Below are 19,324 nucleotides of genomic sequence, written 5' to 3' on the forward strand. Positions count from 1 at the left end.
AATTTAATAAGGAGTGACATCATGCCGGAACTGCCGGAAGTGGAAACTGTCAGACGTTCCCTTGAGCCCCGATTGTTGGGGCGAAGCATTAAACAGGCGTATATCTATTTACCGCGAATAATTAAAAAACCGGATGCGGAGAGCTTTACCAGACTGCTCGCCGGCCGCACGGTGGAGACTGTGGACCGCCGGGGTAAATATCTGCTAATTCGCTTGGCAGGGGACTATACCTGGGTAGTGCACCTGCGTATGACCGGCCAGCTGGTTTATTCAGAGATAAAAAGCGAGCACAAGCACTTGCGGCTCACCTTTGAATTAGATGATGGTAACTGGTTGAACTTTATTGACATGCGTACCTTTGGCAGTATGTATCTACTTTCTGATGACCGGCTGGATGAAATAAATGGTCTAAAAACGATGGGCCCCGAGCCGTTAGAAGATGATTTTATTATGGCTGACTTTTATCAGCGTTTACAAGGGAGCAGCAGGGCGGTAAAGAATTTGCTGCTTGACCAGACGGTAGTGGCCGGGCTGGGTAATATTTATGTAGATGAGGCTTTGTTTTTGGCCGGAATACATCCGTCTCGCGGCGGCTCATCATTAACCGAGGAGGAAGCCGCTAAGCTTTTTCAAGCGATAAAAGAGGTGCTCCAAAAGGGTATTGAAAACCGAGGTACTACTTTTCGCGATTATGTAGACGGTGCCGGCGCGAAGGGCAAAAATCAGCATACCCTCAATGTTTACGGACGCGGTGGCGAGTCATGCTCTCTTTGTGGTACAAAGTTAGTGAAGTTTCGCTTGGGAGGTAGGGGGACAGTTTTTTGCCCTGATTGCCAGAAATAGTACACGCACGGCTGAAGGGCTCCTTCATATATTGGTTATTAACCGTAATGTGAAGGGGGCTTGATGGTGTTTCTTTCTGCACTGATATTTGCTTTGGCGGTAAGCATGGATGGTTTTGGGGTGGGTTTTGCTTACGGCATGCGTAAGATTAAAATCCCATTGTTTTCACTGTTGATTATTTGTTTATCTTCAGCTGCTGCAATTACTTTGTCCATGTTTTTTGGTGGTTTGGTACGCAATCTTTTTAATCCCGCTTTTGGTGAAAGGTTTGGCGCCGGAGTTATTGTATTAGTCGGCTTATATCTAATATTCCAGGCTTTGGCGGCGCCGGGAAACAAAAAAATTAGCGATACTCAGCCATATAAAGTCTTTAGGTTAAATTTATCCCGGTTGGGTATTGTCATTGAAGTATTGCGCCAACCGGCGAAAGCGGACTTTGACCGGTCCGGCACCATCAATTCATGGGAAGCCATGGTATTGGGATTTGCTTTGGCCATGGATGCCCTAGGTGCCGGTTTCGGAGCGGCAGTCGCAGGATTTCGGATATGGCTGACTCCTGTATTGGTAGCTGTTTGTAAATTTTTATTGGTATCTGCCGGGGTTAATCTTGGTAAGAACGCCAGTTCTAAGAGATTGTCAGGCAGATTTGTCAGTGTGCTTCCCGGATTAATTTTGATTTTAATTGGCATTGCAAAGATTTGAGGTGATTTTATGATAATCGGGCTGACCGGCGGTATTGGAGCCGGCAAAAGCCTAGTGTCTTGGCGCCTAGGTCAACTAGGCGCATACATACTTGATGCGGATGTTATTGCCCGCCAAGTAGTGGAACCGGGGCGGCGTGCTTATTATCAAATTGTGGAGCGATTTGGTAGGGGAGTACTAAACTCAGACGGTGCCATTGACCGCAAGGCGCTGGCGGAGGTGGTATTTACTGACCCGGCAGCGCGTGAGGACTTAGAGGCAATCATACATCCGCAGGTGCGGAAAACCACAGACAATTTGGCGGAAGCCTTTTTATTGGACAACCCTGCTGGGGTAATAGTAAACGATGCGCCACTTTTAATTGAAGCGGGTATGCATCGCCGGGTAGACCAAGTATGGGTAGTAACTGCTGATGAAGATCAGCGTCTCAACCGGGTGTCAAAAAGGGATAGGACATCAAGGGAACATGTGAAGCAGAGGATGGCAGCGCAGTTGAGTCAAAAAGAAAGAGTGAAATACGCCGATGTAATCATAGATAACAGCGGCTCCAGGGAGGAAACAATCAGTCAGGTAGATCAATTATGGCGAAAGATATGTAATGGTGATCTAAAAAAATAAATATACTAGCACTAAACGAAGCTGTTGCTGGAGTGATATAATGTTTGGCCTGAGTACTTGGAACAAATTTGTAATTATAGTGATAGTTTTGATGCTCCTTTTTTCTGCCTTTTTACTTACCGGGCAATGGAAGGAATTAGGCAAGCTGTTTTACCCGCTGCCTTATCGTGAGGATATTTTCCGTTACAGCAGACAATTTGATTTGGACCCTTATTTTATTGCGGCAGTTATGCGGGTAGAGAGCCGCTATTATTCTAAAGCGTTATCTAAAAGAGGTGCCCGGGGATTGATGCAGCTGATGCCGGAGACGGCTCGCTGGGTTGCCGGCCAAATGAATATTGAATATAACGATGAGCTGTTATATCAACCGGATTATAACATTCAGCTTGGTTGTTGGTATTTGGCTAATTTATTGGTAGAGTTTCAGGGGAACTTTGCTGCCGTCCTTGCGGCATATAACGGCGGGAGGGGGCGGGTTGCCCGTTGGTTGGATGAAGGTACTTGGGACGGTCGATTGGAGAGCACGGCAGACATCCCTTTTCCGGAGACGCGTACGTTTGTGGATAGAGTCTGGCGGGACTATCAAATCTACCGTCATATTTATAATTGATTGCGGATAGAAGCCTGACGCAGCCCTAAATATGGCTTAAGGGCTTGGAATTTGTCAATAAAAAAAGGTATTTCGGAAATCATAACGAATATAGTATTGATTTTTTGACATTGGCAGGGAGTGAAGGAGAATTGAAACCACTGGAGAATTTAAAGCAGGTTAATGAACTAAAAGTAGACCCCAATAGTAGGTTTTTTTCGGCGCAGCATGACGAAATAACCGGTGGGATGACCACTGATATATATTTTATAAAGACCAGGGAGATTTTAGAGCATCTGGATTTAGGAAATACACCCGTGACAGCAGAGATATTTGCTCGTAAATCGGGCGTGCTGGTAGGCGTTGAAGAGGTGAAACGGCTCTTAGAAAGCACCGGTGTGGAAGTGTGGTCATTAAAAGAAGGCCAAAGCTTTTCTCCTAACGAGGTGGTTATGCGAATTCGTGGCCCGTATAACAACTTTGGTTTTTATGAGACGGTACTTCTTGGGATGCTGGCCAGCTCCAGCGGTTGGGCTACCCGGGCTAGAGAAGCCAAGCAGGCAGCCGGGGACAAGCCTATTTTTTGTTTTGGCGCAAGACACGTACATCCGGCAGTAGCACCAGTGATGGAGCGAGCGGCCATGCTTGGCGGTGCAGATGGCGCCAGCTGTATTCTTGGGGCTAAATTGCTGGGTAGAGAGCCGGCTGGAACAGTGCCCCACGCGGTTTTCTTATTGGTGGGGGATACGGTCAAAGTGGCCCAGGCATACGATGAACTGATGCCTCCGCAGGCTTTACGATTGGTATTAGTAGATACTTTTAAGGATGAGGTGGAGGAGTCCTTGCGAGTAGCTGATGCATTGGGTGAGAGGCTAGAGGGGATTCGTCTGGATACTCCCAGCGAGAGGGGTGGCGTAACCACCGGACTGGTTAATGAGGTGCGGCTGCGGTTGGATGCTGCAGGGTTTAACAAAGTAAAGATATTTGTTTCCGGCGGATTGGTTCCAGATAGAATCCAACTGCTAAGTGCTGCCGGTGCTGATGCTTTTGGCGTAGGCAGCTTTATATCAGCGGCACCTCCTATAGACATGACTATGGATATTAAGGAAGTTGGCGGCAAACCCATTGCCAAACGGGGGCGTATCCCAGGCATTGCGGAAAACCAACGGTTGGAAAAACTGCTGTAGGGGAAGCACCGGCTTCTCCTTTTTTATTGAAAAGTCCAGTGCAGCGCAGGTGAGCGGCGTATTTTTTTAAATTTATATCTGAAATTCGGGAGAGATAACAGTGCGTATTAATAGTTGGATTATTATGCTGACAGTGCTGCTGTTGACGGTGGGCTGTACCCGCCCTGCGGAACCGCCCAAATCGCCACAACCACAATCGGAAAAACAAGCAGTATTGACTGAGGTAAAGATAGCGTCCACTGAAGAAATAGGCAGTTTGGACCCGCTGAAGATTAATTCACCCATGGAATTTCAAATTGCTCAAGCGATATATCAAGGTCTAGTCGAATTTGATGAGAGTACCCGAAGGTATCAACCACTATTAGCGGAAAAGTTTACTGATAATGAAGATGGCACCGGGTTAATATTTACAATTAAATCAGGAATTGCTTTCCAGGACGGGACTCCACTTGATGCGGAAGTGGTAAGAGCATCTCTTGAGCGCTGGTTAACATCATACCAGGAACCGTGGCTTTCCCCCATAGATGTGGTCAAGGTGGAGGACAACTATACCTTATTGCTAACATGGCGCCGCAGCAAGGAAGAAATGCTGGCAGCCTTAGCCGGGCCGCGGGCTTCAGTGCTTTCCGCCGGTAAATTGGAAAACCCGGGATTTCAGGCGGGAACATATTTCGAGCCTACTAGACTGGAAGCGGGGACGGGACCGTATTTTGTGCAGGAGTGGGCTGACGGCCAATGGATCACTCTGGCAGCTAATAAAAAATATCAGGGCGATTTGCCGGCAGTGGAGCGCTGGGAGATATGGTTTAATTATCTTCCTGAGGATGCTTTGACCGATATGCAAAGTCGCAGGGTTGACATGGTTCAAGGGCTTGACCAAGGTCTTTTAACTATAGGGCATGAGATGAATATGGATAGTTTACTAAAAATAAACAAACTTAGCAGCGGCATATTTTTATCCTTTAACCCGGTAGTTTTCAAGGAACCTGCCATGCGTCAATCCCTGGCCGGATTAATAGATAGACGTGAGGTATCCCGGGCACTTAAGGGCTTACATCTACCGATGTACCGTTATTTGCCAAAAACCGGTGGCGGTGTCAGTGTATCTGATGTGGTTTATCCCCAAGGAGCAGCGGCACTGCTGGAGGCAGGGTTGGCCGATCTGACTTGGAGTGAGTCTCGGCAATTAAGCATAAGCATAAGACAGCAGACTCTCGCCCAACTTGAGGATAAAGGGATTTTGGTGGAGCCGGTAGAGCAGGATAAAGTGGCGGACTTGAGATTAATCATCTGGACTGAGCCCTATCAACACCCTAACGCAGTTCTTGAGCTGTGGCAAAGGCATAATTTAGAAAAGGGAACGCTTCCACGGGGTGTTAGCGAAAACTCCCGCGAGCACATTGAATTATTGAGTCGCAATTTTGCTGCCCAAAGCAAATTGATACCACTGCTGGCGCTGCGTCAAGCTTTATATGTTAGAAAGATAGATGTTCCTTTATCTGATTGGGGGTACTTAGACCTAGCATCATACCACCCTGCCGACGGTGAATAAGTATGCGTCTAAGAGTTATAATAAGTGGGAGTTATTTACTATTAAGGTTATGACTCATTTATTATAGCGTTTTATGCGGGAGGCTGGGCATGATTGATTTTCGTTATCATATCACGACACTAGTTGCTGTATTCTTAGCTTTAGCATTGGGTATTCTGGTGGGCACTACTATGGTTAGCGATCAAATGCTGGTCCAGCAGCAAAAACAGATGATTGACAGTTTGGAGATTGATTTTGCCGCCTTAAGGGAGCAAAATCGTACATCCAGGCAGGAAATGGCTGTATTTAAAGCGACTACCGATAATTATAGTAAATTTGCCCACGATATTTACCCGCTGCTGGTCAGTGGGCGGCTGCAGGGTATTCAGGCGGCATTAATTGTCACTGGCAGCGGTAAAGTTTCTGACTTGGCAGCGGATTTATCATTGTCTGGGTTAGAAATTAGTCCGGTAATAACAGTGCCGCTGCCGATGGAAAAGGGCGATGGTGAAGAAGAGGACACTGCTGTGACAAAGGCGGATATCAGCTTTTCTGAAGCCAAGATTCTGGCGAAACAGCTGGTGGAATTTGCAATTTCGGGCAAGGTAAATGACCCGCTGCAGGCATGGCAGAGTCGAGGCATTTTTGAAATTCACACTCCACACAATGATACCAAACCGGATATTGTGTTAGTGGTAGGGGGTTCAGAGACGGAAAACCCTGACTGGGTAAAGAACTTCGATATTCCGCTCATTCGGGGATTTAAGGAACAGGAAAAGATAGTGGTGGGTACGGAATACAGCCAAGTAGGATTTTCCTATATGCCATATTACCAACTGGAAGGTATTAGTACTGTGGATAATATTGACTTGGTCATTGGCCAAACTGCCTTGACCTTTTTGTTAGAGGGAAGGCCCGGGCATTATGGTATTAAGCCTACCGCTAAAGCACTGCTGCCGGAGTTTGACTGACTGCCTTTTTATGGTTGTTGACAAGGATTGAATAGTTTGGTTATAATATGTAGGTGACTCACTAAGCTTTAAAAAGAATATGCAGGAGTGCTGGAATCGGCAGACAGGCATGTTTGAGGGGCATGTGTCCAATTGGGCGTGCGGGTTCAAGTCCCGCCTCCTGCACCAAAATAAACCTCGCAGTTTTCACTGCGAGGTTTATTTTGGATTTAGTTTAATCACTCACCCCGGGATCCCAGGTGACTTCTTCTGTTAGAACCTCCCAAGGGGAAATTTTTTCTTCGGGCAGAACGATCCTATTTTCCATCTTTTCACCAAGATCAAAGGTGAAGAATTCTTTCGGTTTTTCCGGATGATCTCGCTTAAGCTTAATTTCTCGACTATCCATGGTTTATCCCACCCTTCAACCATAAGTTTTCCCCAATAGACAAGGTTAAATATTGGTAAGTGTTGGGCGATAACCAAAAAATAAGCTACATAAATAAGTTCGTGTTAATTTACTAATTTTAGGGGGCAATTAGTAAATTTATTTTGTCGAATGCCTAAAAGTTCAACAATGATACGACAATGCTTTACATATATTGGGAACACATTTCCAAGGGAAACGTCAATTTGAGGCAAAAAGCAGTAAAAAATTTCCATGTTATTTGTCAGAAATATCATTAGCAAGTCGTTAATAAGTTTTCATCACCGACAAACTTTTACGGACGACCCCACAAACATCTGTTAACATTTGTAAAAACAGATAAAGTTTGTGGAAACAATGATCGGCTGCCGATAAGTTGGGCATCTAGGTAGCCAGGAGTGAGTGATGCAACCGGCCACTATCTAAAGCGAAATTTAGATTAGTGGCTTTTTTTATTTGGTAAGCGTGGAGGCGTTAAGATGAAGAATGCTAGGGCCTTAGATGAATTACTTTTAGTATTTTTAGGTTTAACTGTGGTACTGGTACCGCTGCTATATCCGGAATTCTCTTTGGGTTCAATTACGATAACCATTACTGATTTAGCTACTTTACTGCTCGGTATCGGCTTTTTATTAAGACTTACCCAGAGGAAGTTGGATTTAAAGCCTACTAAGGTGGACATCGTCTTCTTTGCTTTGATAATTTGGGGGGCAATCAGTCTATTAAAAACCGTAAACCTACCGGATTCAATGAGGGATTTCCTCTGGTTGCTAAATTCAGGCTTGGTCTTTTACATAGTCAGTCATGCCGACTTAAAAGAAGATGAAGTTATAAGAATATTCAGAACGGCATGTTATGGAGCGGCATTAATTGCAGTTATGAGTATTTGGCAGCACTACGTTCTGCATCAGCGCACCTATTTTACCTTACACAATGCCAATCACTTAGCCGGATATCTAATTTTTTACCTGCCAATTCTAATCGGCTTTAAGTATGGAAAGAGAGTTGATCAGAGATTCTTTTGGGGAATTCTCGCTACTGTAGTAAGTACCGCGCTGGTGGTCACTTATACTCGCGGGGGTTGGATAGCAGCTATAATATCCTTGGTAGTTATGGCTGTAATGAAAGATAAAAAATTATTGATATTTCTTATCATTTATATAATGGCTTACACATGGCTTTTTACACCTGTAGGAAATCGAGATATTTTCGTGACCAATGGAATGGCAGTCGGGGATAGGGCTTTAAGCATATTGAAAGAACATGAAACTGCCAATGGGCAATACCGTATTCAGCTGTGGTTGACTGCACTGCAAATGTTTAGAGATAACCCGATGGACGGTGTGGGCATAGGAAATTACTACAATCTGCATGACATATATTTGGCTAAATATCCGTACCTGGATAGAGGAAGACCAGCACGAAATCCGCATAGTTCTTTTTTAAAAATTCTTGCAGAGACAGGTATAATCGGGTTTGCTCTTTTTATGGGTTTACTGGTCGCTGTGGCAAAACAGAGCTTTATGTTGTGGTATAAGTTGGGGTCTAGGGGAGATGCATTAATCGTCGGTTTCATCTGCGGGGCGGGTGCTGTAATCATCCAGGCAAATACTAATATCTTATTTCATTTATCTAGAGGGGTGTTTGGGGTATGGGTGGGATCGGCATTGGTAATGCAATTGGCCAAAGAGGCTCAGACTGCATCTTTGCAAGAAAGTGTACCGGCCAAAGGCAAGTGGTTTGAGATGAACAACGTAGCCCGGCCTGCTATAGGAAAAAAATTAAATTGTTAGTACTGCCATATATTGGTTTTATATAGAAAAGTTAAATTCGAATGTATTGGCGGTATCTAAAAACTATTTGAGAAAGGAGGAGTGTAGGTGAGCAATTTACTTAAGCGTTTGATAAATGAGGAGTCCGGTCAGGGTATGGTGGAATATGCTTTGATAATTGCCTTAATTGCCATTGTTGTAATGGCTGCTTTAGGACCTTTGGGCACGACAATCAAAGAGAAGTTCGAAGACGTCACAAGTGAACTGTCATAGTTTGAGGGCAGAGGGCCCGAAAGGGCCCTTTTTACCAATAAACGGAGGTTATTATGTACCAAGTATTAGTTACTTTACTTATAGTATTAACATGTACTTTTTGGGACATAAAAGAACACCGCATCCCCAATAAAGTAACCTTACCAGCAATTGTTTTTGGAATTATTCTTAATTCATATTTAAACAGCTGGTTAGGATTAAGGGAAAGTATCTTTGGAGCGGCACTTGGAATAGGACCGCTGCTTATTCCCTTTATTATGGGTGTTATCGGCGGTGGCGATGTTAAACTCCTTGCAGCAGTTGGCGCTATCAATGGTGTGGATTTTGTTATTTGGGCATTTCTTTACAGCGCTTTAGCGGGAGGGGTGATGGCCTTGAGTTATTCCCTGATTAAAGGTCAGTTGAGGGTGGTTATAAGTAACATAACCTTTACTACTACTTCATATATTTTAGGAATTAAGAATGGGTCAGGGACAAAGGGTTTGGTTTTTGCACCATCAGGGCTTTATCTTCCTTATGCCGTGGCCATTCTAGTAGGTACGTTAGCTACATATGCTTTGAGGTGATTTAATGTTTTTTAAATTTAGGAATGATACGAAAGGTCAAAGCCTAGTCGAATTAACTTTAATCCTCCCTTTTTTAATATTCCTTTTGCTGGGCATTATGGAAGGAGGCCGGCTTTTTGCTGGTTATCTGGAGTTGCAAAACGCCGCAAGAGATGGAGCGCGTTATGCTGCGGTTCATACAGAGATAGATGCGGTGTTAATCGTAGATAAGACAAAGGATTATATCAAAGGGCGTTTTACTATGTTAGATCCAACCGAGCTGGACGTCACTGGTAATTACGTACTAAACCTTGAAGAAAGTGCAGATAAGAAAGATCTCTGGGTAGAGATAAAACTAAATTATCCGTTTAAGATAATCACGCCCGTTATCAGTACAGTACTTGGTAATCCTTTTGAAATTAGTGCAACCATGTCAATGAGAAGGGAGTAGTTGAGAATGCAACATTTTAGAGAAGAAAAAGGTTCGGCACTTGTGCTGGTTGCTTTAACTATAGTTGTACTATTTGGCTTTGCTGCCTTGGCAATAGACGGTGGTTATTTATATTACCGACATACAAGATTGCAGGATGTGGCTGATGCAACCGCTTTAGCTTCAGCAATTGAACTGTCGAAAAATCCACCGAAAAACTTGAATGCAACAAAGGAAGAGCAAAAGAAGAAAGCAGCATTTGAAGCTGCGGTGAAATATGTTGGTTTAAATGGGATATCAGTTAGTAATACCAGTAACTATACTGCAGATATTTCCCTTAATTCCAGCAACGAGCAGGGAAAAATGATAGTCAGTTTTCCTGAGAGCCTTAGTAAGGCTAAAGTTGATATTGAGCTAAACACAAACTTATACTTTGCCAGGGTGCTTGGCAAGGACTTAACCCTTGTTCCTGTAACTGCTGTTGCTCAAGTTGGTTCAGCTAGTAAGCAAACAGGGGGATTAATACCTGTGGCAATTGTTGATGATCCTGATGATCCGACTGATGGGAACTATGTTCAGTGGCGTCAGTACGAAATGACTTTGGGGCCCGGTGGTGGTGCCAACGGTAATTTCGGCTGGTTAGACTTTGGGGCGTATGAGGGTGTCGGGGGAAATACTTTATCTTATTATTTAGAACACGGGTACCCTGGTACGTTGGAAGCGGAAGAAACAATAGAAACTAAAACGGGGGTAAGTGTTGGTCTAGCTGCAGATGCCATAGACAACAGGTTGTCGTTATGTAACGCTTCTACTTACGACCTTGAGACTTATATACCAGAAGGGGACACTTTTACCAATTATTATGAAGCCAGAGTAAAAGAGCATTTAGAACAACATGAAGACTGCTCAAGATTAGTTTATACTCCCATCGTTAATAGCATTGGTGAAAATGGAAGCTCTACCGTTACAATAGTTGGCTTTGCTGCCTTTTTTTTAGACAGCTATGTTCATAATGGCGACGAAATAACTTTAGTGGGAGCCTTTATTGATGTATTAAATCCAGAGGACATTATGCCGAACATGTTAGATTACACTGTGCAGTCAGTGATGTTGATTGAATAGAGCATAATTGTAGGGTGTCTGTTATCAATCACAAAAGGAGTTTTACGCATGAAAAATTCTAAAGCCCGCATCATCTTTATATTAACAATTATTCTAGCCGGTGTTTTGGCTTTTCTGGTACGTAACTATTTAGTTCAAGTTGAAGAGCAAGCAGTTATGGCCCAGAAGAAAGCGGAAGTACTAGCTACTATGGTAGCTGCCAGCAAGCCAATCCCCGAAGGAACAAAGGTAGATAAATCTATGCTTAAAGAGGTAGATGTACCTAAAGAATTGATACACCCTCAAGCTGTTAAAACAATCGAAGAGGCTATTGGCCAGTTTACAACTGTCAGCCTATTAGCTGACGAGTTAATATTAACGACCAAACTAGCTTCTTCTGCAACCAGTAATGAATTACCATATCGAATACCCGAGGGGAAAAGGGCGATTACTATCTCGGTTAATCCTTTGATTGGAGTGGGAGGTCATATAAAACCGGGTCATTATATAGATGTTCTTGGGATATTTAAGTTTGAACCGGGCGAAGAGGCTAAGCCCGAGGTTTTGACATTATTGCAAAATATTAAGGTCTTAGCAATTGGCCCTAACATTAAAAAACTAGAAGGGGTCATGGAAGCACCAAATATAACTATAGCAGTTTCGCCGGAAGAGGCCGAATACATAACTCTTACAGAAAACATCGGCCGTATGAAATATACCCTTAGACCGGTTGGCGAAAAAGATGTTCATAATCTGCCAACTGCTACTGAAGAGCGCTTGAAAGCAAAATATCGGGTGGGTGGCAATGAAGAAAATTAGCATCTTAATTTTAGACCAAAAAAAACAGCCCGAACTCGAGGAAATTCTAAACAAAAGGCAGGATTTCCAACTGCTTAAAAGTACCACAAACATGGACTTGGGGTTTACCCTTGCAGAACGCTACCAACCTACGGTAATTCTTTTAAATGTTGATTTACCGGGCAATGAAGGCATGATACTGGCAGAAGTCTTTACTAATGAATTTCCTGCATCCAGCTTAATATTAACTACTCAAGAAGATAGTGAACAGGCATTAAGACATGCGTTAAACATCGGGGCTCAGGATGTATTGACTTTGCCAACAAGTGAAGAAAAACTATGTACGACTATCCAAAGAACAGTTCAACGGGATGCCAAAAGAAGGGAATTGTTTACCGAGCAAGGTAAAGAACAACCTCAATTTAAGACTATTTTGGTATTTGGTCTAAAAGGCGGAGTAGGGAAGACTACATTGGCAACCAATCTAGCTTTGGCGATTAAAAGGATTACTGGTAAAAGAGTAGCATTGCTGGATTTAGACTTAGCCGCCGGTAATGTGGCGCTAATGACAGGAATAAGTTGGAGCAGAACATTAAAAGATTTGGTTGATGAAATAAGTGATGTCGATGCGGAACTGATAGATACATATTGTGCTGATCATCCTTTAGGGGTCAAGATAATTCAATCACCGGCAGATCCGGAGGTCGCAAGTCTAATTAAGTCTGATCATATTGATAAAATTCTTAAGGTTGTCCGTAATTCTTTCAACTATGTCATTATTGATGCTCCCTCAGCATTCAGTGATACTATATTGCCGGCTTTGGAGCAGGCAAAGGATATTATGTTGGTGACCACTTTAGATGTAGCTGCTATTCAAAACCTTAAAAAATGTTTGGACATGTTAGACAGCTTAAACTATGGCCGCAAGGCCAAAGTAATTGTCAACAAAGTAGGTTACAGCGGGGGAATTAAACTTCAGGATTTAAAAGACGTAATAGGGTTTGAGCCTATTTGTACTGTTTCTAATTGTGAAAAGCAGGCGATTAATGCTATTAACCGAGGCGAACCACTGACATTATCGTACCAGAACAGTAAAGCGGCTAAAGAGATAGAGCAATTAGCCCTAAAAATTACCAAGGATGATAGACCCACTGCCATAAAGAAACGTAAGCTCCTAAGAAGAGGTGTCCGTTAATGGTTTCATTGCTTCAACAGCGTTTAGCTCAACAAAAGAAAATACAAGAAAATAATGAAGTTGAGCAGGGTAAAATCAGTGACCCGGTTTCCCAAAAACACGAGGTTAAGTCCATAAAAGAAAAGGTGCTATCCGAACTAGTTGCTACAGTAGATACTGCAATGATAAAGGACAAGAACCAAGACGAAATAACACGCCACTTATCGGTACAAATAGAAAAGTTACTTGACCAGCATCTATTGGAGATGGGTGTTACATTTAAACGCAGTACGAGACACCGTATAACCGGGGAAATAATTAGCGAAGCCATCGGCTATGGTCCAATTACACCATTGCTGCAGGATAACACGATTAGTGAAGTTATGGTTAACGGGCCGAAACAGGTGTACATAGAAAGAAACGGCCTATTGGAGTTGACTGATATTCAGTTTAGAGATAATGACCATGTTCGTAACGTTATTGAACGGATTATTTCACCGTTAGGGAGACGGATTGACGAGAGTTCCCCGATGGTAGATGCACGGTTGCCCGATGGTTCCAGGGTCAATGCGGTAATTCCTCCCCTTGCCATTGATGGACCTACTATTACTATCCGGAAGTTTTCAGATGACCCTTACAAGTTATCTGACCTAATAAATTTTGGAACAGTATCTACTAATATGGGGCTGCTGTTAAAGGCAGCAGTACAGGGTGAGATGAACATTTTGGTGGGAGGAGGTACAGCCAGTGGTAAAACCACTACCTTAAACGTACTGTCTGATTTTATTCCTGCCAGTGAAAGAATTGTTACTATTGAGGATGCGGCAGAACTTCAACTTCGTCAACCTCATGTTGTACGAATGGAGTCCCGCCAAGCCAATGTGGAAGGTAAGGGAAGGATTGCAATACGCGATTTAGTGATTAATTCATTGCGGATGAGGCCGAATAGGATAATTGTTGGTGAGGTTAGAGGCGGTGAGGCGTTGGACATGCTGCAGGCAATGAATACCGGTCACGATGGTTCCATAACCACTATTCACGCTAATTCCCCAAGGGACTGTCTTTCCCGCCTAGAAACAATGGTCTTAATGGCGGGGGTAGATCTGCCGGCTAGAAGCATTAGGGAGCAGATCGCTTCAGCGATAGATTTGATAGTGTATCAAGCCCGCCTTAAAGACGGCAGCAGAAAAATAACCTATATCACGGAAGTGGTTGGGATGGAAGGTGATATTATCACCCTTCAGGATATATTTCTCTATCATCAAAAGGAACTTAATGAAAAAGGAAAAGTGGTTGGAAACTTCGTGCCTACCGGGGTAATTCCCAGATTTTATACTTCATTGAAGTCGATTGGGGTTCATGTACCCAACTCAATCTTTTTAAAGTCTGGTGATTAGATGTTAAACCTCATTGTAATTTTTTCGTTTGTTTTTATTGTATTTACACTCAATTCAATATACCTTGCGGCTAGTTCGAACAGGCGGCTAGCGAAATTACAGTTGGCTCAAGTAGTGCAGAGCACATCACTTACTGAAAGTACGACATCGTTACCTGTAAGCACACAAAGAGGCTTTAAAATATTGGGAAATTTAGCTTCTGTATTTTCTCGTATAATGGGCCCTAAATTTATGTCCAGGCTGGGAAACAATTTGATAAATGCCGGCATTGCCCTGCGGCCGGAAGAATTTATCCTATTAGACACTATTACAGCTTTGCTGTTTCTAGTACTATCAAGTGTTTTTGTACCAAGCAGAATAGTAAGTATAATTGCGGGATTGGCAGGGCTATGGTTACCCTTTTTAGTAATTGCCTTACTGAAAAAAAACCGTTTGATAAAATTTGAGGCCCAACTGCTAGATGGATTAGTCCTATTAGCAAATGGACTCCGTTCCGGTTTGTCGCTGATGCAGGCATGGGGGGTGGCCGCGAGAGAGATAGAACCCCCGCTCAGTGATGAATTTAAAAAGGTGATACGGGAAAATAGTTTGGGAGTTGGTGTAAAGGAGTCTTTGCAAAATATGTCTGAGCGAGTGCAAAGCAAGGATGTAGAGTTGGTAATCAGCGGTATTTTGATTCAACGGGAAATCGGTGGAAACTTAGCGGAGGTTCTTGACAGTATTGCTTATACAATTGAACAGCGGATAAAAATGAGGGGAAAAATTAAGGTGTTGACGGCCCAAGGGCGTATTTCCGGGGTAATTGTCTCCTTACTCCCTATTTTGTTAGGTGCATTTATTTTTACTTTTTACCCGGAATTTGGTGAGGTTCTACTGACTGACCCAATCGGCAAGATGATGCTGGTTGGAGCGGCGGTATCATTATTAATAGGTATATATATCGTTCATAAGGTTGTGACTTTTGATGATTAAGGACTATTCTTTAATACTAATTTCAGGATTCACTTTTTTTCTAATAGTGATGTTAATAAATTCTATTTATCAAATTGCTAGCTTTCGCCGCAAGCAGATACTTGATCGGCTGCGGGGGGTGGAAACAAAACGACCTGTGGACCAGGAAGAAGTATTTGATAAGCCTTTCCTTCAACGTTTAATCGGCCCTCTGGCGAATTTTTTAAAGAATGGGAGCAGTAAACTAGCACCGAAAGCAATGCAGCAGGCGGTACAAAATAGACTGATACGGGCTGGAAAAACGGGTATAAAGGCAACTGATTTCATAGCATTTTTGGTGATCATTTCTACTTTAATCGCTGTAGTCTCATGGTTCTTGTTGTCCTTACTTGGTACTGAATTTCTTAAGGCGATACTGCACTCGATGCTTATTGGCTTTTTAGGGGGTTTTGTCAGCTGGTTCTCACTTGGGCGATCAGCTACGCAACGACAGGAGCAGATTAGAAAGCGCTTACCGGATGCAATGGACTTGTTGGTGATTAGTGTCGAAGCTGGATTGGCGTTTGATATGGCGCTGCAAAAAGTAGCCCAGCAATTTCCCGGGCCGCTTGCTGAGGAATTTAATAAAACCTTACACGAAATGAAAATGGGTATGTCTCGTAAAGAAGCTCTAAAGGGCCTTGGGCGACGTGTGGATATCGAGGAACTAAAGGGAATGGTTAGCGCCGTTATACAAAGTGATCAGTTAGGATCAAGTTTAGCTGGGGTACTAAGAATGCAAGGAGATCTAATTAGAACCAAACGGCAGCAGCAAATTGAAGAACGCGCAATGAAAGCGCCGATAAAAATGCTTTTTCCTTTGGTTTTCTTTATCTTTCCCTCGATGTTTGTAGTGTTACTAGGTCCCGCGTTTATAAATATTATGAGAGTACTAGGTGATATGGGAAAGTGATTGTTAACTTAAGCATAAGGGGAAGGGGTCTGTATGACTGGAATTAAAGAGATGGTAATTAACCTTAGTTCAGGGCGGGTTCTAGTGAAAGATTTAATAAAGGCAGATTCCTTCTTGAGGCGGTTAAAAGGCCTAATCCCTTATAAAGGTCTTGAGCATGGGGAAGGGCTCTTACTAACACCCTGCCGAAGCGTACATACTTGCTTTATGTGTTTCGCTATTGATGTCCTTTACTTAGACGAAAATATGACAGTAATAGCCGCCTTTTCCGATGTAGGCCCTTGGCGGTTTTTGCCTGGGCGGAAAGGAACAAGGCAAGTACTGGAACTCCCGGCAGGGACTTTGGTGGCTACAGGTACAGAAAAGGGACACAGATTACAGTTCGGACGGAACTAAGTTAAAGACTAGCTAGCAGTTTTTTTATAAGATTAACCTTGCTATATCATGTAAAATTATTCAATTTAAGTAAATATGTTGAAAATACCATAGGGGGAGGGGTTACCTTAACAGTTTGTTTATTTAGAGGTTCACATCGGCGGGGAAAAAAAAAAGAGGGAGTGTGAATATTGAAAACCATAGGGCTAGGTAAAGGAAAAGGAAGCAAAGTATTATCAGTTTTCATAATTATAAGCTTATTGCTGGTCTATGTTATCTGGGACGGTACGTTACAAAAAGCATATGCAGGAAGTACTCAATTTAGTTTGAGAGGTATGACATACGATAATACAGGTGGTCTTGATTGGGCTTCGGGGTCCGGTAATTTGTCAGGCTGGCGCGAATTGCAGGGGGTCCCATATAGGATGGAAATTAAAAATGCGGAAGAAGGAGTAAAATATCGTTTTGCAGTTTTTCACGATCATCAGGATAAAGACAGCGGAATATATGGAGTTGAAACTGTAGGTTCGCCATCGGTTTCTGACGAGGCTTATGCATCAAATTTTAGTTATGAAATAGTTACTGATAGCAATTCCCAAACAGACCTCATAGGTTATGAATTCACGGTATCATTTTCTAAATCAGGTGATTACGAGGTGGAGTGGGAGGCCTACATTGCTTCAGGAGCACATGAATTCCCCGGTGCTTCGCTGCATGCCCACGCGGGGTATCTTTATGTCAATGATGTGAAGGATAGTATAGGTAAACAGGATGTTCCCATAGATTTAGTCAAAATGCCATCAATAAGTGTAACTAAGACAGCAGATAAGAGCAGCTATAATGTAGGGGAGACTGTTAACTACAGCATTCAGGTGACAAACGATGGTGAAACAGATTTAGACAATGTGACTGTAGTGGATTCCAAGATTGACTTAAATATAAACATTGGCTCCCTCGGCGCCGGTGATATATGGAATCATGACGATACTTATCCAGTGACTGATAGTGATCTGCCGGGTCCCCTTATGAATACTGTAGAGGTCCGCGCTACACCGCCAAGGGGTGAAGATCTGACTGAAAGCGCCAGCGTATCCGTTGATTTGCAGGTGCCGGCTGAACCTGGCTTGACAATAGTTAAAGAAGCCGACGTAATAGAAGCAGAGGCAGGGGATACAGTAAACTACACAATTACAGTGGAGAACACCGGTAACGTAACCTTAAGCAATATAGCTGTAACAGATACAATGTTAGGTTTGAATGAGGTAATTGTTGAATTAGCTGCGGGAGCAAGTGAGACCCTTACCGGCAGCTACGAGGTGCAGTTAACAGACTTCAATAATGAAACGTCCAATCTGGTTAATACTGCCACTGCATCAGTCACTTATGAGCAGGAAGAGCTAGCAGTTAATGATGACGCGACGGTAACCTTAGTAGAAACCTTTGTGGCTGACCCAGAACTGACCATAACTAAAGACGCCAGCCCAACCCAGGCTGAGGTAGGAGATACAATAACATACACTATCATCGTGGAGAATACCGGTAATGTAACTTTGAACAATATAGCAGTAACTGATGATATGTTAAGTTTGAATGAGATAGTTACCGAATTGGCTGCGGGAGCAAGTGAGACCCTTACCGGCAGCTACGAGGTGCAGTTAACAGACTTCAATAATGAAACGTCCAATCTGGTTAATACTGCGACTGCATCAGTCACTTATGAGCAGGAAGAGCTAGCAGTTAATGATGACGCGACGGTAACCTTAGTAGAAACTTTTGTGGCTGATCCAGAACTGACAATAGCTAAAGGAGCCGACGTAACAGAAGCAGAGGCAGGGGATACAGTAAACTACACAATTACAGTGGAGAACACCGGCAACGTAACCTTGAGTAATATAGCTGTAACAGATGCAATGTTAGGATTAAATGAAGTAATTAATGAGTTAGCCGTAGGGGCAAGTAAAACCCTTACCGGCAGCTACCAGGTGCAACCGGAAGACTTTAACGGTGAGGCAGCAACACTAGATAACACTGCTTATACTTCAGTAGATTATGACGAAACAACTATTTCTAAAGATGCTACTGCATCTGTGGATCTAGTCAGCAGTGGCGGTGGTGGCGGCGGTCATCACCACCACTCAAGCCATAACCCCACTGCAGTGGATAACGAGGCAGCTACGGACAGTAATAACTCAATAAATATTGACGTATTAGCAAATGATGATGATTCCAGAGGGCACTATTTAACAGTCATTGATGCAACTTATGGTAATCATGGGGAAACAATGATAAATGAAGACGGTACGATAACATTTATCCCCGAAACCGATTGGTCCGGAAGCGATCAATTTGAATACACCATCGAATGCTCTAGTGGAGATACGGATACGGCAACTGTTGACGTGACAGTTAATGAAAAGATAGCACTCGAGGAGACCAGTGACACCGAGGAAGATCAGATAATCGAAGTCTTCCCGGAACCACCCACAACTGGGCCTGAGCAGCCTCAACCATCAGCTCAACCGCCAAAAGACCTGCCGAATACCGGCGGCAGCTATTTATGGCCGGTCTTAATTGGAATTAGTTTGATTGGAGCAGGTTTACTCTTGCGGAGAAAAAAGCAGTTAGCTTAGGTTAAAAAGAAATTGGGCGCCATCTTGCTCGCCGCTTTAGCAGTACTTGGGGGGGCGGGCGTGGCGTCCCATTTTTTTG

Annotated in this window: 20 protein-coding genes, 1 tRNA gene and 1 riboswitch; of the genes, 20 read left to right on the plus strand and 1 reads right to left on the minus strand. The window is 43.3% G+C overall.

Annotated elements, in window-relative coordinates; genetic code table 11:
• Window positions 1–21 precede the first annotated feature (21 nt).
• From mutM to MFMK1_RS07690, 8 genes are all read left to right on the plus strand, one after another.
• A complete protein-coding gene (gene mutM / locus MFMK1_RS07655) occupies window positions 22–843 on the plus strand; it encodes a DNA-formamidopyrimidine glycosylase (RefSeq protein ID WP_366924529.1) in 822 nt (273 codons plus the stop codon).
• Between the two features lie 63 nt (window positions 844–906).
• Window positions 907–1,545: a sporulation membrane protein YtaF gene (gene ytaF / locus MFMK1_RS07660; RefSeq protein WP_366924530.1), complete on the plus strand. Its 639-nt coding sequence runs from the start codon at window positions 907–909 to the stop codon at window positions 1,543–1,545.
• Between the two features lie 9 nt (window positions 1,546–1,554).
• Entirely contained in the window at window positions 1,555–2,163 is a 609-nt protein-coding gene (gene coaE / locus MFMK1_RS07665) for a dephospho-CoA kinase (protein WP_366924531.1), read from the plus strand.
• 40 nt (window positions 2,164–2,203) lie between these two features.
• Entirely contained in the window at window positions 2,204–2,773 is a 570-nt protein-coding gene (locus tag MFMK1_RS07670) for a lytic transglycosylase domain-containing protein (RefSeq protein WP_366924532.1), read from the plus strand.
• Window positions 2,774–2,904: 131 nt separating this feature from the next.
• Complete coding sequence (locus tag MFMK1_RS07675; protein WP_366924533.1) at window positions 2,905–3,939, plus strand: nicotinate phosphoribosyltransferase; 1,035 nt, start codon at window positions 2,905–2,907, stop codon at window positions 3,937–3,939.
• A gap of 100 nt (window positions 3,940–4,039) precedes the next feature.
• Window positions 4,040–5,491 (plus strand): ABC transporter substrate-binding protein, encoded by a 1,452-nt coding sequence (locus MFMK1_RS07680; RefSeq protein WP_366924534.1) that lies wholly within the window; start codon window positions 4,040–4,042, stop codon window positions 5,489–5,491.
• A gap of 89 nt (window positions 5,492–5,580) precedes the next feature.
• A complete protein-coding gene (locus MFMK1_RS07685; RefSeq protein ID WP_366924535.1) occupies window positions 5,581–6,441 on the plus strand; it encodes a copper transporter in 861 nt (286 codons plus the stop codon).
• A gap of 81 nt (window positions 6,442–6,522) precedes the next feature.
• Window positions 6,523–6,609, plus strand: a tRNA-Leu gene (locus MFMK1_RS07690).
• Between the two features lie 46 nt (window positions 6,610–6,655).
• On the opposite strand, the gene MFMK1_RS07695 is transcribed toward MFMK1_RS07690, so the two are convergent.
• Window positions 6,656–6,829, minus strand: coding sequence for a hypothetical protein (locus MFMK1_RS07695; protein ID WP_366924536.1), 174 nt, complete (start codon window positions 6,827–6,829; stop codon window positions 6,656–6,658).
• Between the two features lie 359 nt (window positions 6,830–7,188).
• Window positions 7,189–7,273: riboswitch (cyclic di-GMP riboswitch) on the plus strand.
• A 53-nt stretch (window positions 7,274–7,326) separates the two neighbouring features.
• On the opposite strand from MFMK1_RS07695, the gene MFMK1_RS07700 reads away from it, so the two are divergent.
• From MFMK1_RS07700 to MFMK1_RS07755, 12 genes are all read left to right on the plus strand, one after another.
• A complete protein-coding gene (locus MFMK1_RS07700) occupies window positions 7,327–8,640 on the plus strand; it encodes an O-antigen ligase family protein (RefSeq protein WP_366924537.1) in 1,314 nt (437 codons plus the stop codon).
• 87 nt (window positions 8,641–8,727) lie between these two features.
• Window positions 8,728–8,892, plus strand: a complete 165-nt coding sequence (locus MFMK1_RS07705) for a Flp family type IVb pilin (RefSeq protein ID WP_366924538.1) — start codon at window positions 8,728–8,730, stop codon at window positions 8,890–8,892.
• A gap of 53 nt (window positions 8,893–8,945) precedes the next feature.
• Window positions 8,946–9,458, plus strand: a complete 513-nt coding sequence (locus MFMK1_RS07710) for an A24 family peptidase (protein ID WP_366924539.1) — start codon at window positions 8,946–8,948, stop codon at window positions 9,456–9,458.
• Window positions 9,459–9,462: 4 nt separating this feature from the next.
• Window positions 9,463–9,888, plus strand: a complete 426-nt coding sequence (locus MFMK1_RS07715) for a TadE/TadG family type IV pilus assembly protein (RefSeq protein WP_366924540.1) — start codon at window positions 9,463–9,465, stop codon at window positions 9,886–9,888.
• A 6-nt stretch (window positions 9,889–9,894) separates the two neighbouring features.
• Window positions 9,895–10,989, plus strand: coding sequence for a pilus assembly protein TadG-related protein (locus MFMK1_RS07720; protein ID WP_366924541.1), 1,095 nt, complete (start codon window positions 9,895–9,897; stop codon window positions 10,987–10,989).
• Between the two features lie 48 nt (window positions 10,990–11,037).
• Window positions 11,038–11,787, plus strand: coding sequence for a Flp pilus assembly protein CpaB (cpaB, locus tag MFMK1_RS07725; RefSeq protein ID WP_366924542.1), 750 nt, complete (start codon window positions 11,038–11,040; stop codon window positions 11,785–11,787).
• Window positions 11,774–12,961 carry a CpaE/TadZ family protein gene (locus tag MFMK1_RS07730; RefSeq protein WP_366924543.1) on the plus strand — a complete coding sequence of 396 codons (1,188 nt, stop codon included), beginning with the start codon at window positions 11,774–11,776 and terminating at the stop codon, window positions 12,959–12,961. The genes cpaB and MFMK1_RS07730 overlap by 14 nt, the downstream gene beginning before the upstream one ends.
• Window positions 12,961–14,337, plus strand: a complete 1,377-nt coding sequence (locus MFMK1_RS07735) for a TadA family conjugal transfer-associated ATPase (protein WP_366924544.1) — start codon at window positions 12,961–12,963, stop codon at window positions 14,335–14,337. The genes MFMK1_RS07730 and MFMK1_RS07735 overlap by 1 nt, the downstream gene beginning before the upstream one ends.
• 231 nt (window positions 14,338–14,568) lie before the next feature.
• Window positions 14,569–15,309: a type II secretion system F family protein gene (locus tag MFMK1_RS07740; protein ID WP_366924545.1), complete on the plus strand. Its 741-nt coding sequence runs from the start codon at window positions 14,569–14,571 to the stop codon at window positions 15,307–15,309.
• Window positions 15,302–16,240 carry a type II secretion system F family protein gene (locus MFMK1_RS07745; RefSeq protein ID WP_366924546.1) on the plus strand — a complete coding sequence of 313 codons (939 nt, stop codon included), beginning with the start codon at window positions 15,302–15,304 and terminating at the stop codon, window positions 16,238–16,240. Before MFMK1_RS07740 ends, MFMK1_RS07745 begins: the two co-directional genes overlap by 8 nt.
• 33 nt (window positions 16,241–16,273) lie before the next feature.
• The gene (locus MFMK1_RS07750) at window positions 16,274–16,636 is read left to right on the plus strand and encodes a DUF192 domain-containing protein (RefSeq protein ID WP_366924547.1); all 363 of its coding nucleotides are present in this window, start codon (window positions 16,274–16,276) and stop codon (window positions 16,634–16,636) included.
• A 170-nt stretch (window positions 16,637–16,806) separates the two neighbouring features.
• Complete coding sequence (locus MFMK1_RS07755) at window positions 16,807–19,245, plus strand: DUF7507 domain-containing protein (RefSeq protein ID WP_366924548.1); 2,439 nt, start codon at window positions 16,807–16,809, stop codon at window positions 19,243–19,245.
• Window positions 19,246–19,324 lie beyond the last annotated feature (79 nt).

It is taken from the genome of Metallumcola ferriviriculae, assembly GCF_035573695.1.
In the GTDB taxonomy this organism is placed as follows: Bacteria; Bacillota; JADQBR01; order JADQBR01; family JADQBR01; genus Metallumcola; species Metallumcola ferriviriculae.

Bases quoted from the DNA above. Each gene is read 5' to 3' on its own strand.
- MFMK1_RS07735 (WP_366924544.1), top strand. From the start codon at position 12,961: ATGGTTTCATTGCTTCAACAGCGTTTAGCTCAACAAAAGAAAATACAA.
- MFMK1_RS07695 (WP_366924536.1), bottom strand. From the start codon at position 6,829: ATGGATAGTCGAGAAATTAAGCTTAAGCGAGATCATCCGGAAAAACCG.
- MFMK1_RS07745 (WP_366924546.1), top strand. From the start codon at position 15,302: ATGATTAAGGACTATTCTTTAATACTAATTTCAGGATTCACTTTTTTT.
- MFMK1_RS07740 (WP_366924545.1), top strand. From the start codon at position 14,569: ATGTCCAGGCTGGGAAACAATTTGATAAATGCCGGCATTGCCCTGCGG.
- MFMK1_RS07720 (WP_366924541.1), top strand. From the start codon at position 9,895: ATGCAACATTTTAGAGAAGAAAAAGGTTCGGCACTTGTGCTGGTTGCT.
- MFMK1_RS07730 (WP_366924543.1), top strand. From the start codon at position 11,774: ATGAAGAAAATTAGCATCTTAATTTTAGACCAAAAAAAACAGCCCGAA.
- coaE (WP_366924531.1), top strand. From the start codon at position 1,555: ATGATAATCGGGCTGACCGGCGGTATTGGAGCCGGCAAAAGCCTAGTG.
- MFMK1_RS07750 (WP_366924547.1), top strand. From the start codon at position 16,274: ATGACTGGAATTAAAGAGATGGTAATTAACCTTAGTTCAGGGCGGGTT.
- mutM (WP_366924529.1), top strand. From the start codon at position 22: ATGCCGGAACTGCCGGAAGTGGAAACTGTCAGACGTTCCCTTGAGCCC.
- MFMK1_RS07715 (WP_366924540.1), top strand. From the start codon at position 9,463: ATGTTTTTTAAATTTAGGAATGATACGAAAGGTCAAAGCCTAGTCGAA.
- MFMK1_RS07670 (WP_366924532.1), top strand. From the start codon at position 2,204: ATGTTTGGCCTGAGTACTTGGAACAAATTTGTAATTATAGTGATAGTT.
- ytaF (WP_366924530.1), top strand. From the start codon at position 907: ATGGTGTTTCTTTCTGCACTGATATTTGCTTTGGCGGTAAGCATGGAT.
- MFMK1_RS07700 (WP_366924537.1), top strand. From the start codon at position 7,327: ATGAAGAATGCTAGGGCCTTAGATGAATTACTTTTAGTATTTTTAGGT.
- cpaB (WP_366924542.1), top strand. From the start codon at position 11,038: ATGAAAAATTCTAAAGCCCGCATCATCTTTATATTAACAATTATTCTA.
- MFMK1_RS07710 (WP_366924539.1), top strand. From the start codon at position 8,946: ATGTACCAAGTATTAGTTACTTTACTTATAGTATTAACATGTACTTTT.
- MFMK1_RS07685 (WP_366924535.1), top strand. From the start codon at position 5,581: ATGATTGATTTTCGTTATCATATCACGACACTAGTTGCTGTATTCTTA.